The 13,268-nt window shown below is 69.0% G+C and carries 19 protein-coding genes; 6 read left to right on the forward strand and 13 right to left on the reverse strand.

Annotated features, from left to right (window positions below; translation table 11 throughout):
• A complete protein-coding gene (rpsP, locus tag IFJ75_RS18835) occupies nucleotides 1-579 on the forward strand; it encodes a 30S ribosomal protein S16 (protein WP_207870311.1) in 579 nt (192 codons plus the stop codon).
• A 120-nt stretch (nucleotides 580-699) separates the two neighbouring features.
• A complete protein-coding gene (rimM, locus tag IFJ75_RS18840; RefSeq protein WP_207870313.1) occupies nucleotides 700-1,230 on the forward strand; it encodes a ribosome maturation factor RimM in 531 nt (176 codons plus the stop codon).
• A gap of 18 nt (nucleotides 1,231-1,248) precedes the next feature.
• Here rimM and IFJ75_RS18845 read toward each other — a convergent pair whose 3' ends face one another.
• Entirely contained in the window at nucleotides 1,249-1,461 is a 213-nt protein-coding gene (locus IFJ75_RS18845) for a hypothetical protein (protein WP_207870315.1), read from the reverse strand.
• Nucleotides 1,458-1,862: a hypothetical protein gene (locus IFJ75_RS18850; RefSeq protein WP_207870317.1), complete on the reverse strand. Its 405-nt coding sequence runs from the start codon at nucleotides 1,860-1,862 to the stop codon at nucleotides 1,458-1,460. The genes IFJ75_RS18845 and IFJ75_RS18850 overlap by 4 nt, the downstream gene beginning before the upstream one ends.
• Nucleotides 1,863-1,888: 26 nt before the next feature.
• Here IFJ75_RS18850 and IFJ75_RS18855 point away from each other — a divergent pair, with 26 nt between their 5' ends.
• Nucleotides 1,889-2,593: a glutathione S-transferase N-terminal domain-containing protein gene (locus tag IFJ75_RS18855; RefSeq protein ID WP_207870320.1), complete on the forward strand. Its 705-nt coding sequence runs from the start codon at nucleotides 1,889-1,891 to the stop codon at nucleotides 2,591-2,593.
• On the opposite strand, the gene IFJ75_RS18860 is transcribed toward IFJ75_RS18855, so the two are convergent.
• From IFJ75_RS18860 to trhA, 9 genes are all read right to left on the reverse strand, one after another.
• Entirely contained in the window at nucleotides 2,574-2,765 is a 192-nt protein-coding gene (locus IFJ75_RS18860) for a hypothetical protein (protein WP_207870322.1), read from the reverse strand. The genes IFJ75_RS18855 and IFJ75_RS18860 overlap by 20 nt on opposite strands.
• The gene (locus IFJ75_RS18865; protein WP_207870324.1) at nucleotides 2,765-2,959 is read right to left on the reverse strand and encodes a hypothetical protein; all 195 of its coding nucleotides are present in this window, start codon (nucleotides 2,957-2,959) and stop codon (nucleotides 2,765-2,767) included. Before IFJ75_RS18865 ends, IFJ75_RS18860 begins: the two co-directional genes overlap by 1 nt.
• A gap of 287 nt (nucleotides 2,960-3,246) precedes the next feature.
• Nucleotides 3,247-3,423, reverse strand: coding sequence for a YegP family protein (locus IFJ75_RS18870; RefSeq protein ID WP_207870326.1), 177 nt, complete (start codon nucleotides 3,421-3,423; stop codon nucleotides 3,247-3,249).
• A gap of 115 nt (nucleotides 3,424-3,538) precedes the next feature.
• Complete coding sequence (hslU, locus tag IFJ75_RS18875; RefSeq protein WP_207870327.1) at nucleotides 3,539-4,840, reverse strand: ATP-dependent protease ATPase subunit HslU; 1,302 nt, start codon at nucleotides 4,838-4,840, stop codon at nucleotides 3,539-3,541.
• A gap of 22 nt (nucleotides 4,841-4,862) precedes the next feature.
• The gene (locus IFJ75_RS18880) at nucleotides 4,863-5,303 is read right to left on the reverse strand and encodes a DUF4440 domain-containing protein (protein ID WP_207870329.1); all 441 of its coding nucleotides are present in this window, start codon (nucleotides 5,301-5,303) and stop codon (nucleotides 4,863-4,865) included.
• A 33-nt stretch (nucleotides 5,304-5,336) separates the two neighbouring features.
• Nucleotides 5,337-5,768 carry a hypothetical protein gene (locus tag IFJ75_RS18885; RefSeq protein ID WP_207870331.1) on the reverse strand — a complete coding sequence of 144 codons (432 nt, stop codon included), beginning with the start codon at nucleotides 5,766-5,768 and terminating at the stop codon, nucleotides 5,337-5,339.
• A gap of 218 nt (nucleotides 5,769-5,986) precedes the next feature.
• Complete coding sequence (locus tag IFJ75_RS18890) at nucleotides 5,987-6,337, reverse strand: hypothetical protein (RefSeq protein WP_225896906.1); 351 nt, start codon at nucleotides 6,335-6,337, stop codon at nucleotides 5,987-5,989.
• Nucleotides 6,338-6,399: 62 nt separating this feature from the next.
• The gene (gene phaR / locus IFJ75_RS18895; protein WP_207870335.1) at nucleotides 6,400-7,062 is read right to left on the reverse strand and encodes a polyhydroxyalkanoate synthesis repressor PhaR; all 663 of its coding nucleotides are present in this window, start codon (nucleotides 7,060-7,062) and stop codon (nucleotides 6,400-6,402) included.
• 108 nt (nucleotides 7,063-7,170) lie between these two features.
• Entirely contained in the window at nucleotides 7,171-7,875 is a 705-nt protein-coding gene (gene trhA / locus IFJ75_RS18900) for a PAQR family membrane homeostasis protein TrhA (protein ID WP_404822106.1), read from the reverse strand.
• 157 nt (nucleotides 7,876-8,032) lie between these two features.
• Here trhA and IFJ75_RS18905 point away from each other — a divergent pair, with 157 nt between their 5' ends.
• Nucleotides 8,033-9,220 carry an acetyl-CoA C-acetyltransferase gene (locus IFJ75_RS18905; RefSeq protein ID WP_207870341.1) on the forward strand — a complete coding sequence of 396 codons (1,188 nt, stop codon included), beginning with the start codon at nucleotides 8,033-8,035 and terminating at the stop codon, nucleotides 9,218-9,220.
• 45 nt (nucleotides 9,221-9,265) lie between these two features.
• Here IFJ75_RS18905 and fzlA read toward each other — a convergent pair whose 3' ends face one another.
• Together fzlA and IFJ75_RS18915 are read right to left on the reverse strand one after the other, a co-directional pair.
• On the reverse strand, nucleotides 9,266-9,946 hold the full coding sequence (gene fzlA, locus IFJ75_RS18910; RefSeq protein WP_207870343.1) for an FtsZ-binding protein FzlA: 681 nt from the start codon (nucleotides 9,944-9,946) through the stop codon (nucleotides 9,266-9,268).
• A gap of 62 nt (nucleotides 9,947-10,008) precedes the next feature.
• Nucleotides 10,009-10,995 (reverse strand): cation diffusion facilitator family transporter, encoded by a 987-nt coding sequence (locus tag IFJ75_RS18915; RefSeq protein WP_207870345.1) that lies wholly within the window; start codon nucleotides 10,993-10,995, stop codon nucleotides 10,009-10,011.
• Between the two features lie 940 nt (nucleotides 10,996-11,935).
• On the opposite strand from IFJ75_RS18915, the gene IFJ75_RS19875 reads away from it, so the two are divergent.
• On the forward strand, nucleotides 11,936-12,319 hold the full coding sequence (locus tag IFJ75_RS19875; RefSeq protein ID WP_263973062.1) for a citrate/2-methylcitrate synthase: 384 nt from the start codon (nucleotides 11,936-11,938) through the stop codon (nucleotides 12,317-12,319).
• A 33-nt stretch (nucleotides 12,320-12,352) separates the two neighbouring features.
• Nucleotides 12,353-13,162, forward strand: coding sequence for an undecaprenyl-diphosphate phosphatase (locus tag IFJ75_RS18925; protein ID WP_207870347.1), 810 nt, complete (start codon nucleotides 12,353-12,355; stop codon nucleotides 13,160-13,162).
• Nucleotides 13,163-13,268: the final 106 nt, after the last annotated feature.

The following is a 13,268-nucleotide window of genomic DNA, read 5'->3' on the forward strand; positions in this document are numbered from 1 at the left end:
ATGCTGAAGATTCGTCTGTCGCGCGGTGGCTCCAAGAAGCGCCCCTACTACTACATCGTCGTCGCCGACTCGCACGCTCCCCGGGACGGCAAGTTCCTGGAACGCGTCGGCACCTACAACCCGATGCTGGCCAAGGACGGCGACAAGCCGCGCGTCACCCTGAAGGCTGACCGTATCTCGGAATGGCTCGGCAAGGGCGCCCAGCCGACCGACCGCGTCGCCCGCTTCATCTCGCAGAGCACCGAAGAAGTCCTGGCCGGCAAGGTCAAGTGGACCCAGGGCAACAACCCGAACAAGGGCACGCCGGGCAAGAAGGCCCAGGAACGTTCGGCCGAGCGCGCCCAGCGCGAAGCCGACCGCGCCGAGGCTGAAGCCGCCGCCAAGGTCGAGGCTGCCGAAGCCGCCGTCCGCGCCAAGGAAGAAGCCGCCGCCGCCGCCGAAGCCGCCAAGAACGCTCCGGCCGTCGAGGAAGCTCCTGCTGAAGAGGCTCCCGCCGCTGAAGCCGAAGGTTCGGCTGAAGTCAGCGTCGAAGAGGCTCCGGCCGAAGGCGCTGCTGAAGAAGACAAGACCGAAGCCTAAGGGTTTCTCGCCCACGTCTCCGGTTCACGCCGGAACAAGGGTGGCGGAGGGCAGTGTTCGAGCGATCGGACGCTGCCTTTCTGCTATCTGGCGACACACGGATCGAACGGAGCGGCCACGATGGCGCAGAACGACGCAAAACTCATCCTCGTCGGCCATGTCGCCGGCGGCTTCGGGGTGAAGGGCGAGGTGCGGATCACCGCCTATACCGCCGACCCCCTGGCCCTGACCGCCTATGGCCCGCTGCTGCGCGCCGACGGCTCCCACGCCCTGACGGTCACCGGGACCCGCGCGACCAAGGACGGCGTCGTCGGCCGGGCGAAGGAGATCGACACCAAGGAACAGGCCGACGCCCTGCGCAATCTGAAACTCTACGTCCCGCGCGACCGCTTCCCCGAGCCGGAGGAGGACGAATTCTACCTCGCCGACCTCGTCGGTCTCGAGGCCCGCGACTCTGAGGGTGTCGTGCTCGGCAAGGTCAAGGCGGTCCAGAATTTCGGCGCCGACGACATGCTGGAAATCACGCCGAGCGCCGGCGGCCAGACCTGGTATCTGCCCTTCACGAAAGAGGCCGCGCCCGAGTTGCACATCGCCGACGGCTGGCTCCTCGCCGTCCGCCCCACCGAGACCGGCGAGCGCGAACCGGACTGATCCGGTTCTCGACGCCGATTACCGCCGCAGACAATCGCGCAGGAAGGCCTCCGCCATCGCCTTCGGTGGGGCGGGATAGCGCCCTCCGTCATCGGCTCCGGCCGGCGCGGTGAGCGTCAGGGCGTCGCCGGACAGCAGCTGCGGGAGCTGTCCCGGCTGCAGCGACAGGCTCAAGTCTCCCTCGCTGCCAAATCCCGTGGATCGCCAGGTCGGGACGCCGATGAGCGTCACGCCTCCGCCCGACAGGCCGATCGTTTCCGGCCTCGGCTGGGGTTGACGTCTCCGGTGTTGAAGACGGCGGGAAGCTCGATCCGGTTCTGATCCCGGCACCAGATCGCCAGCACGACATCAGGGGCGGTTGGGTAGATCGGACCCCTGCGCGCGAGCGCCAGCACCGGAAGGTTTTCAGCCCAGTCGGCGGCGGGCAGATAGTCCCAATAGACGTCCCGACCCAGCACCGGCTTGGGAGGCTGGGCCGGGTTCGTCGGCGTATCTCCTTCCGGCGTGCACCCCGCGAGCGCGAGTCCCGCCATCACCGCTGATACCGCCGCTGCTTTCATCCCTGCACCCTGCCCCGGAGCGCCGTCTTCGGCAACGCTGCGGCTTGCGGCGACGCTTTCGCCTTCCGACATAGGGGCTCGCCACGAGAGGGAGCCCCATGGCCGATCTGTCCGCCTTTGCGATCACCCACCAGTATCCGGCCAAGGACCCGACGGTCCTGCAGTACTACGGCCTGCCGACGCCCAACGGGGTGAAGGTCTCCATCATGCTGGAGGAGATCGGCATTCCCTATGAGGTCCACCTCGTGGACATCATGAAGAACGAGAGCTGGACGCCCGACTATCTGTCGCTCAATCCGAACGGCAAGATCCCGGCCATCCTCGATCCCGACGGTCCCGGCGGAAAGCCCTTGGCCCTGTGGGAATCCGGCGCCATCCTGATCTACCTGGCCGAGAAGACCGGCCGGTTCCTGCCCGCCGATCCGGCCCTGCGCTACCAGACCATCCAATGGTTGATGTGGCAGATGGGCGGTCTGGGCCCGATGTTCGGCCAGGTTGGCTTCTTCCACAAGTTTGCGGGCAAGGACTATGAGGACAAGCGTCCGCGCGACCGCTACGTCGCCGAGGCCAAACGCCTGCTGGGCGTGCTCGAAACCCGCCTCGAGGGCCGCGACTGGGTCATGGGCGATGAGTACACCATCGCCGACATCTCCATGATCGGCTGGGTCCGCAATCTGGTCGGCTTCTACGAGGCCGGCGAGCTCGTCGACTACGCCAGCCTCAAGAATGTCCCCGCCTGGCTGGACCGGGCTTTGGCCCGTCCCGCCGTGCAGCGCGGGCTGGTCATCCCCGCGCGGAGCTGACAACGACCACATGGCCGGGGTGGCATTCCGCCTCGGCCATGGCGTGCCTCAGGGCGCTGCGGCGGTCGGTGAAGATCCCGCTGAACAGCCGGTCGCTGGACTGAAGCCGCCAGTGCGGTCCGTCCGGCAGGACCTCGATCACCGCGGGCGGCGTCTGGAGTGCGAGGGCCATCAGTGAGCCCCGTTCAGGGCGTCGGCCTGTTTCTGCAGCGAGCGCGCGATCCGCTCGGCCGCGCGGCGGCTGCGGAAGGGCCGGGTGCAGGCGCCGTTCAGCATGACGCTCCAGCCGCCCGCCCGGGCCACCACCTCATAATGACGCGGCTTCACGGCGCGCGGTCGGGTTTCGGAAATGACGCCCGACATCATTTGGCGGCCCTCCGGCGAACCGGCCCGGATGACATCGATCCAGAGCGTGGCGCGGCCCCAAAGGCGGCGCCGAGAACAGCCAGGGCCGCTCGCCAGCAGGTCCATGGGGAAGGCTCCGGCGAGGCCGGTGAGATGCGCGACATGGGAAGATGTCCTTTCGCGCGGATATCACTCCCGAGCCCCGTAAGCGCGCCATGTCGAATGCGGCCCGGGGCATAAGGCGGGCGTAACGAAAAGGCCCCGCGGACGCGCCGCGGGGCCCTTCCTGTCGTGGCTGTCGAGCCGGACTAATCGATCTCGACGGTTTCCGCGTCGCCGACGTGCTTCTTGATCGACTCGATCGCCCGCTTGGCGCCCGACTTGTCGGAATAGCCCTCGGTCGAGAAGATGACCTCGGAGTTGAACTTGAACCGGACGCGGAACTCGCCGGCCTTGTCCTTGTAGACTTCGAACTTGTGCGCCACGGGGCGTCTCCTTGATTTCTCGGCCCTGTCGGGCCGCTTCAGGCTCGCAGATCGGTCCGGACCGTCAATCGCCAAATGTCGGCGTCCGGACACAGGCGCGTGAGTTACAATTGCGCTAGAGGATGTAGCGGCTCAGATCGGCGTTCTTCGCCAGGTCGCCGACGGTCTCGCGCACCTGATCGCCGTCGAAGGTCAGGGTCTGGCCGGACAGGTCGGAAGCCTTGAACGAGGTCTCCTCCAGCACCCGTTCGATCACGGTGACCAGACGCCGGGCCCCGATGTTCTCGACCTGGCCGTTGGCCGCGACCGCCGCATCGGCCATGGCCTCGATGGCGTCGGGGGTGAAGTTCAGGGTCACCTCCTCGGTGGCCAGCAGGGCCTGGTTCTGACGGATCAGATTGGCCTCGGGCTCGGTCAGGATGCGCACGAAGTCGTCACGCGTCAGGGCCTTCAGCTCGACCCGGATCGGCAGCCGCCCCTGCAGCTCGGGCAGCAGGTCCGAAGGCTTGGCGACGTGGAAGGCGCCCGAGGCGATGAACAGCACATGGTCGGTCTTCACCGGCCCATATTTGGTCGAGACGGTGGTTCCCTCGATCAGGGGCAACAGGTCGCGCTGGACGCCTTCGCGGCTGACGTCCGCGCCCCCGCGATCCTGACGGCCCGCGACCTTGTCGATCTCGTCGAGGAAGACGATCCCCTCCTGTTCGGCCAGGGTGACGGCGTCGCGGGTCAGGCTGTCCTGATCCAGCAGCTTGTCGCTCTCCTCGGTGACCAGGGGCGTCAGGGCCTCCCTGACCGTGGTGTGGACGGACTTGGTGCGCGGCCCGCCCATCTTGCCGAGCATCTCGCTGAGATTGATCATGCCGACGCCCCCGGCGCCGCCCATGTCCATACCCTGGAGAGGCGAAGCCGTATCGGCCAGATCGAGGGTGATCTCCTTGTCGTCCATCTCGCCGGCGCGAAGCTTCTTCCTGAAGCTGTCGCGTGTCGCCGGACCCGAGCCGGGACCGACCAAGGCGTCGAGAATACGCTCCTCGGCCGCCGCCTCGGCCTTGGCCCGCACGCCCGCGCGGCGGGTGTCGCGGACCATGATCAAAGCCGCCTCGACGAGGTCGCGCATGATCTGGTCGACGTCGCGGCCGACATAGCCGACCTCGGTGAACTTCGTCGCCTCGACCTTCAGGAAGGGGCTGCCCGACAGCCGGGCCAGACGCCGGGCGATCTCGGTCTTGCCGACCCCGGTCGGGCCGATCATCAGGATGTTCTTGGGCGTCACCTCGTCGCGCAGATCGGCGGGCACGCGCTTGCGCCGCCAGCGGTTGCGCAGGGCCACGGCGACGGCGCGCTTGGCGTCGTGCTGGCCGACGATGAAGCGGTCGAGTTCGGAAACGATTTCGCGGGGGGACAGATCGGTCATGACGCTCAGATAGGGCGTCCGCTCAGCTTGCGGGAGGGGGCTGCGTCGTCACGCGCAGGGGCGGCGGCGCGACCCCGGGCACAAGCTGCACGAAGACCAGTTTCCAGACCTCGCCCTCGTCCCGTCGCCAGACCCGAACGAACCAGCCCTGGTGCAGGGCCGCGTCCGCCTCCCATGCGGCCTCGCCATAGGTCCAGACCAGATCGCCCGCGTCCGAGGCGCCGCCGCCGGTCCTGGGCGCGAACAGGAAGGTCTTCGGCCAGGCCGACAGGGCGGCTGCGGCTTCGGCCTTCCCCGCCGCGGGCGGTCGGCGCGCCACATAGACCCGCGCATCCTCCGCCAGCACCGCCAGATGGGCCGCGCGCTGATCGGCTCCGGCGGCCTCGGCCAGCGCGGTCTCGGCCTGGTCGACGGCGGCGAGCGCCGCGACCGGATCCATCGGCGTCGCGGCGCCCGGGGTCATGGCGACAGGCTCGGTCTCCGGCCCGGGCACGCCCTACGCCGTCGCGCCGGATCCGCCGTCATAGACCCATTTCCAAGACCCGTCGGCCTGGAGCTTCCAGACGGTGAAATAGTGACCCGTCCGGCGGCCGCCGACCTCGACCCCGCCGGTGGTGAAGCCCAGATCGCCGGACCGCGCGATCCCGGCGAAGTTCGGCCACCAGTTCAGGCCGGGCTCATCCGCCGGGCGGTCGCGGTCGGGATAGGTCTTGCGAACCGTCGAAGCCCGGCCTTCGTCGAACACCACCGCGTCGTCGACCGACCAGTGGGTGAAGCCCCGGTTGACGCCGACCGTGGCGGTCTCCGCCGCGAAGGCGCGTTCGGCCGCGACGACAGGGGCGGGATCAGCGGTCTGCGCCAGTGCGGGCGCGGCCGTCGTGACGGCGGCGAGCAAGGCGAGGGCCAAAGAGGCAGGTCTGCGGATCATGCGCGGTCTCCAGGCCCGCATTGATCCCGGGTCGGGGTTCCCCGACCAGTGAATTCCGCGACAGGTTCTAGAGCAGGGCCGCGAAGATCAGGGCGACGACGATCACGTCGAAGGCGCGGAAGGCGGAGCTGACGGCGTGAGACATGGGCGCGGACCGCAGGATCGGGACAGATGTCCGTCCTCACTGCAAACCGCGCGCCAGATGGCGGTTCCGCGTCTCAGATGTCGGTGCGCTTGGTCGCTCCGGCGGCGGGGCGGCGGTCCTTCTCGCCCGTATATTCCGCGCCGAGGTAGGCGGAGCGGGCCGCATCCATGACCGGCGGGCCGCCCTTGATGCCGTTTCTCTGGCCGCCCTGACCCAGCATCTGGGCCGCGAAGCCCGCGGCGGCGGCCTGGGCTTCCGTCATGGCGGCGGCATGGGCGGCTTTCGACGCGGCAGGGCCTGCCGGGTCATGGTGAACGGGCTTGCCGACCGGGACGAGGTCGCGCGAGGCGCTTTCCTTCTTGGCCCGGCGGTCGGCCGAGCGGCGCTCCTGTCCGCGCCGGTCCTCATTACTGGTGCGCGTCACCGCGGGGGTGATCGCGCCGCCCCCGACCCCTGTGACCGGTCCGACAGGCGGAACGCGGCCGGTCATTCGCCCTTTGCGCCCTTCGAGGTCTTGGGCGGGGTGGAGATGCGCTCGATCTGGGCGCGCATCTCGTCCATCTGGCGGCGCATGTCGGCCAGGGGGTCGTTGGCGGGCTCCGGAGAGGTCGAGGGCGCGGCCTCGGACGCCGCCTTCGGCGCCTCGGGCTCGGCCCGCGCGCCATAGGCGCCCGAGAAGGCCGGGAACATCTTCATGGCGTTCTGGAAGATGGCCATGTTCTGCTTGACCGCCTCTTCCATCAGATTGCCGGTCGGACCGCCCGAGAAGGCCTTGGCCACCTGGGCGCGATACTGCTCCTGCTGGCGCGAGAAGGTTTCGAGCGACATCTCCAGATAGGAGGGCAGGACGCCCTGCATCTGGCCGCCGTAGAAGCCGATCAGCTGACGCAGGAACTGGACGGGCAGCAGGGCCTCGCCGCGGCTCTCTTCCTCGAAGATGATCTGGGTCAGGATCTGACGCGTCAGCTCCTCATTGGTCTTGGCGTCGAACACCACGAACTCGACCCCGTCCCGGACCATCTTGGCCAGATCCTCGAGCGTCACATAGGCGCTGGTCGAGGTGTTGTAGAGACGGCGGTTCGCATACTTCTTGATGACGACAACGTCGCCCGCCCTGGTCTTCCCCGTCTGGGGTTTATCGTCGGCCACGCCAATCAACTCCCTTTTTCTTTTCCTCAGTATCCCGCAGTGCGAAGACGGACGCCAGTGCAATATTTGGCGCCGCACAAGGTTGAAATACTCAGGTATGACAGTCGGCTAGGCCATCTGAGGGACCAGGACGACGCCGAGCAGCACCGCGACCCAGTGCACCCCGGCCCCGGCGACGACGAAGCCGTGCCAGATCGCACGGCGGTATTTCAGGCGCGGGCTGATGAAGACAAAGACCCCGGCGGTATAGATCAGCCCGCCCAGCACCAGCAGGCTCAGGGCCACCGGATGCACAGTCTCGAGCATGGGTTTCAGGGCCAGGACCGCCAGCCAGCCGAACAGGACATAGACCCCGCTCCAGAAGGCGTCGGAGATGCGCGGCGCGACCAGTTTGGTCGCCACGCCGGCGCCGGCGATCAGCCAGACCGCCAGGGTGAAGCCGATCGACCACATCCCCTCGAACCTCTGGGTCGTGAAGGGGGTGTAGGAGCCTGCGATCATCAGGAAGATGGCCGCCTCGTCCATCCGCCTCAGCACGGGCCGGGCGGCGCAGGGATTGGTCCAGTTGTAGATCGTCGAGACCGACAGCATGGCGATCAGACAGACGGCGTAGACGGCGGTGGCGATCACCGTGCCCGGCCCGCCATAGATGGCCGCAAGACCCGCCAGAACGACGCCGCCGACGCCCGCCAGCGACAGGCCCGTAACGTGCACCCAGAGATCCGCGAGGCGCTCGGCGCGCGTCTGGTAGTGGTCGATCATGTCCAGCGCGTCAGGCGTGCAGACATGGGTGAACAGGGATCGCAAACGCATCTTCATGGCCCCATCAAGCCCACGACCGTTCGGTTCGTTCCCTCCATCTGGACTCGACACGATGACCATCCGCTGAATCCGGCGTAAGGGGCGTGACGAAAGCGCCGGGATGCGGCAGAAACGCCACGCAATATTTCACGACTGGATGAATACCATCATGGCCTCCCCCCTCTCCGACGTCGTCATCGTCTCCGCCGCCCGCACCCCGGTCGGATCCTTCCTCGGCGGCCTGTCCGGCCTGCCGGCCTCGAAGCTGGGCGAGATCGCCATCAAGGCGGCGCTGGAGCGGGCGGGCGTCGCGGGCGCCGAGGTCGACGAGGTCATCCTGGGCCATGTGCTTCAGGCCGCCGCCGGTCAGGGCCCGGCCCGTCAGGCCTCGATGGGCGCGGGCATCCCGAAGGAGACCCCGGCCTGGAGCCTGAACCAGATCTGCGGCTCGGGCCTGCGCGCCGTCGCCGTCGCCGCCCAGCAGATCGCGCTTGGCGATGCGAAGATCGTCGTCGCCGGCGGTCAGGAGAGCATGAGCCAGGCGCCCCACGCCCAGCACCTGCGGACCGGCCAGAAGATGGGCGACATCGCCTTGGTCGACACCATGATCAAGGACGGGCTGTGGGACGCCTTCAACGGCTATCACATGGGCCAGACGGCCGAGAACATCGCCGCCGAGGGCCACATCAGCCGCGAAGCCCAGGACGCCTTCGCCGTCGCCTCCCAGAACAAGGCTGAGGCCGCCCAGAAGGCCGGCCGGTTCGCCGATGAGATCGTCCCGGTGGTCATCCCGGGCCGCAAGGGCGACATCACCGTCGATCAGGACGAGTACATCCGCCACGGCGCGACGCTGGAGGCCATGGAGAAGCTGAAGCCGGCCTTCACGAAGGACGGAACGGTCACCGCCGCCAACGCCTCGGGCCTCAATGACGGCGCGGCCGCCCTGGTGCTGATGTCGGCCGAGGACGCGAAGGCGCGGGGGCTGGAGCCTCTGGCCCGCATCGCGTCCTGGGCCACGGCCGGCGTCGACCCGGCGGTCATGGGCACCGGCCCGATCCCGGCCTCGAGGAAGGCGCTGGAGAAGGCCGGCTGGACCGTCGCCGATCTCGACCTGGTCGAGTCCAACGAGGCCTTTGCGGCCCAGTCGCTGTGCGTGCTGAAAGAGCTCGGCCTCGACCCGGCCAAGGTCAACGTCAACGGCGGCGCCATCGCCATCGGCCACCCCATCGGCGCTTCGGGCGCCCGCATCCTGACCACCCTGCTGCACGAGATGAAGCGCTCGGGCGCCAGGAAGGGTCTGGCCACCCTCTGCATCGGCGGCGGCATGGGCGTGGCCATGTGCGTGGAACGCGCCTGATCACCGAGGTCCGTCTTCCCTCGCGGGGAGGCGGGCGGCCGGGCCTCAGAAGTCGAGGTCGGCGTAGTGGGGAGCGGGGGCCAGGCCCTGGAACCGGTCGGCCAGCAGGGGGCGGAAGCAGGGCCGCGACTTGAGCCGCATGTACCAGGTCTTGAGCAGCGGATACGACTTCCAGGCCACCTCGCCGAAGTAGTCCAGCACCGAGACGTGGGCGGCGGCGACCAGATCGGCCTGGCTCATCCGGCGGCCGGCCAGCCAGTCGCGCTCGCCCAGCAGGCCTTCCAGCATGACCAGATGCTCGCGCAGGGCCGCGCGGCCTTCGCGCAGGCCTTGCGCCTCGGGCGGGCCGAGGCGGAGCAGGGGCTTCTCCATCCGTTCGTGCAGCAGGACGGCGTTGACCTCGTCGGTGAAGCGGCGGTCGAACCAGGTGGTCAGACGGCGCACCTCGGCGCGCTCGCCGGCGTCGGCGGGCATGAGCAGCGGCGTCTTCTGCTGGTCCTCGACCCAGCCCATGATGGCATTGGCCTCGCACAGGGTCAGCGGCCGGCCCTGATGGGCGGTCTGCAGCACCGGGGGCATACCGGACGGATTGAGGTCACGGACGGGGCAGTCTGCCTCCCAAGGCCGCACCCCTGTCTCCTCGACGGCGATCCGCGCTTCGCCCAGCGCCAGTCGCGCCGAGCGCGAGCCGGGATCGAAGGGGAAGTGGAACAGTACGGCCGTCATGCGCGACTCCATGGCCCCCTCGCTCTTAACGGGCCGTTTACCGCGCTCGGTTCAGCCGCCGTCTATGACCAAGGTCCTGTGTGTGGGACGGTTTGGCCGCCCGCGACCGGCGTCTCAACCGCCGGCTTGACCGGAGGTTCCACGGGGCGGGCCCCGGCCGGGTCGGCGTGGATCAGGATGTCAGAGTCGGGCAGGACGGCGCGGATGCGGGCCTCGGCGGCCTCGACGATGGCGTGGGCGGCCTCCAGCGTCAGGTGCGGGTCCAGATCGACGTGCATCTGGACCATCAGGGTCGAGCCGGCCATCCGGGTGCGCAGGGCGTGGATGCCGGTGATGCGCGGATCGGCGAGGACGGCGGTGGTCACCGCCTGTTGCTCGGCCTCGCCCGCCGACCGGTCGAGCAGGTGGTCCGAGGCGTCCTTCAGGAGGCCGAAGGCGCCCCAGAACAGCCAGACGGCGACGATCAGACCCGCGGCGGCGTCGAGGCCCGGCGCGCGCAGCCAGGCGCCGGAGACGACGCCGATCAGGACCACCCCATTGGCGGCGAGGTCGGCGGCATAGTGGCTGCGGTCGCCGGCGACGGCGAGGGACCCGGTCTCCTTCAGCGCCCGCCCCTGCAGCCAGACGAGGCCCGCGGTCAGGCCGATGGAGATGAGGATGACGGCGACGGCCCAGCCCCCGGCGGCGACCGGGCGCGGATCGACCATGCGCTGCAGGGCCTCCCAGCCGATGAAGACGGCCGAGGCGAAGATCAGACCGGCCTGGACCAGGGCGGCCATGGCCTCGCCCTTACCGTGGCCGTAGCGGTGCTCCTCGTCCGGCGGGGCGGCGGCCCAGCGCACCGCGTAGAAGGTGGCGAGCGACGCGATCAGGTCCAGGACCGAGTCGGTCAGGGAGGCCAGAACCGACACCGATCCGGAGGCGCCTAGGGCGAAGGCCTTGAGCGCGATCAGGGCCACGGCGACCCCGACCGAGAGGCGGGTGATCCGGCGCGTGATCGCGGCCTTGTCCACAGTTGACGGGAGGGTGTCGCCGGCGGGTTCGGTCATCCTGCCTTGTCGCCGATCAGGCGGCGCAAATCCAGAGCGGGCTTATGTTTCAGCAAGCTTGGCCGTATTGCCCCGGTCACGAAATGGCCGCATGGTGAGCGCTGCATTCATCCACAGGCAGGACGTGGATCGCGCATGGCAAGCGGTGGGGCGGCGGTCGGGGAGACCACAGAGCGTTGGATCGGCCGGGGCGAGGCCCTGGAGCGGCTGGGGGTCAAGACCCAGACGCTGTACGCCTATGTCAGCCGCGGCCGGATCGCGGCCCGTCCGGACCCCGACAACCCGCGCCGCAGCCAGTACGCCGCCGGGGACATCGCCCGGCTGAGCGCGCCCCTGGCGCCCGGCGAGACCCCGCCGCCCTTCGTACCTTTCGAGCACGCCCCGGCGCGGGGCGAGGCCCTCATCCGGTCGTCCCTGAGCCTGGTGTCGGACGGGCGGCTGTTCTACCGGGGGCAGGACGCCATCGCCCTGTCGCAGACGGCGACCGTGGAGGACGCGGCCCGGCTGCTGTGGGACGCCCAGGGCGACAATCCCTTCGCGGGGCTGGGCCCCCGGCTGGACAGCGCCGGCGGGGTCACGGCCCGGACCCGGCTGTTCGCGTCGCTGGCCCGCCGCGCCGAGGAGGACGCCTCCAGCGCCGGCAAGACCCCCGATCAGGTCAAGGCCCAGGCCGCCTCTGTGCTCAATGAGGTGGTCGACGCCATCGCCGGCCCCGGTCCTCGCCTGTTCTTCCACCAGAGGCTGGGTCGCGGCTGGAAGGTGCTGGAGCGCGACAGCACCATCATCCGTCAGGCCCTGGTCCTGATCATGGACCACGCCATGAACCCCTCGGTCATCGCCACGCGAGCGGCGGCGGAGGGCGGCGCCTCTCCGGCGGGGGGCGCTGGCGGGGCTGGCCACCTTCACCGCCTCGCCCAAGGCCTTCGAACTGGCGCGGACCATCGCCTGGGTGATCGAGGCCCGGCGCGATCCAAGGGGCGCGGCCCAGCGTCGCATGGAGGCCGACGGACGCGTCCCCGGCTTCGGCGATCCGGCCTGGCCCGAGGGCGATCCGCGGGCGCAGGCCCTGCTGGAAGCCGCCCAACTGCCCGCCGATCTGGCCGCCATCGTGCGCGAAGGCGAGGCGGCGACGGGCGTCAAAGCCAATGTGGGCCTGGCTTTGGCTCTCGTCGCCCGCCGTCTGGACCTGCCCCGCGACGGCGCCTCGGACATGCTGCTGATCGGCCGTCTGGTGGGCCTGCTCGGCCATGCGCTGGATCAGACGACGGACGGCTCGCCTATCGCCGCCCGACTGCGCTATGTGGGTCCCAGACCCGGGGCCTGATCAGGCACTCCCATCCGGGCATTGGGGATATCTATGGCGGACTGGATTGCGGCGATCATCCTTGGGCTCGTGGAGGGACTGACCGAGTTCCTGCCCGTCTCCTCGACCGGCCACCTGTTGCTGACCCAACACCTGCTCGGCCTGACCGACCTGCGCTGGAACGCCTTTGTGGTGCTGATCCAGCTGGGCGCGATCCTGGCGGTGGTGGCGCTGTATTTCCAGCGGCTGTGGGGAGTGCTGATCCGGCTGCCCACCGACCCGTCGGCGCGCCGCTTCGCCATCAGTGTGCTGATCGCCTTCATTCCCTCGGCTGTCGCGGGCCTGTTCCTGCACGACTTCATCACCAAGGTCCTCTTCGAGGACCTCAGGACCATCTGCTGGGCCCTGATCATCGGCGGGGTCATCCTGCTGGTGCTCGAGCGCTGGGCGCCGAAGCCGCATACTGGCGACGCCATGGCCCTGACCTGGCGTCAGTCCTTCCTGATCGGCCTGTTCCAGTGCCTGGCGCTGGTGCCCGGCGTGTCCCGCTCGGGCGCGACCATCTCGGGCGGTCTGGTTCTGGGGCTGGAGAAGCCGGCGGCGGCGGAGTTCTCCTTCTTCCTCGCCATCCCGACCATGGTCGCGGCCTTCGGTCTGGACCTGCTCAAATCCAAGGACTCGATCGACTTCCACTTCGCCTGGATCATCGCCCTGGGCTTCATCGTTTCCTTCGTGAGCGGCCTGATCGTCATCCGCTGGATGCTGAGCTTCGTGTCCAAGCACGGCTTCGCCCCCTTCGCCTGGTGGCGGATCGCCATCGGCGCGACCGGCCTGTTCCTGCTGACTATGGGCGTCGTCGCCTGACGGTCTTTGCACTCGAAAAAAGGCGAGTGCAAAAAGTGCAAGGCCGAAGACGAGGTGTCAGGTTCGGGCCGTAGGGCGTGGACTCTGAAGGTATTTTTTCAGCGCT

It is taken from the genome of Brevundimonas goettingensis (genome assembly GCF_017487405.1).
Taxonomy (GTDB): Bacteria; Pseudomonadota; Alphaproteobacteria; order Caulobacterales; family Caulobacteraceae; genus Brevundimonas; species Brevundimonas goettingensis.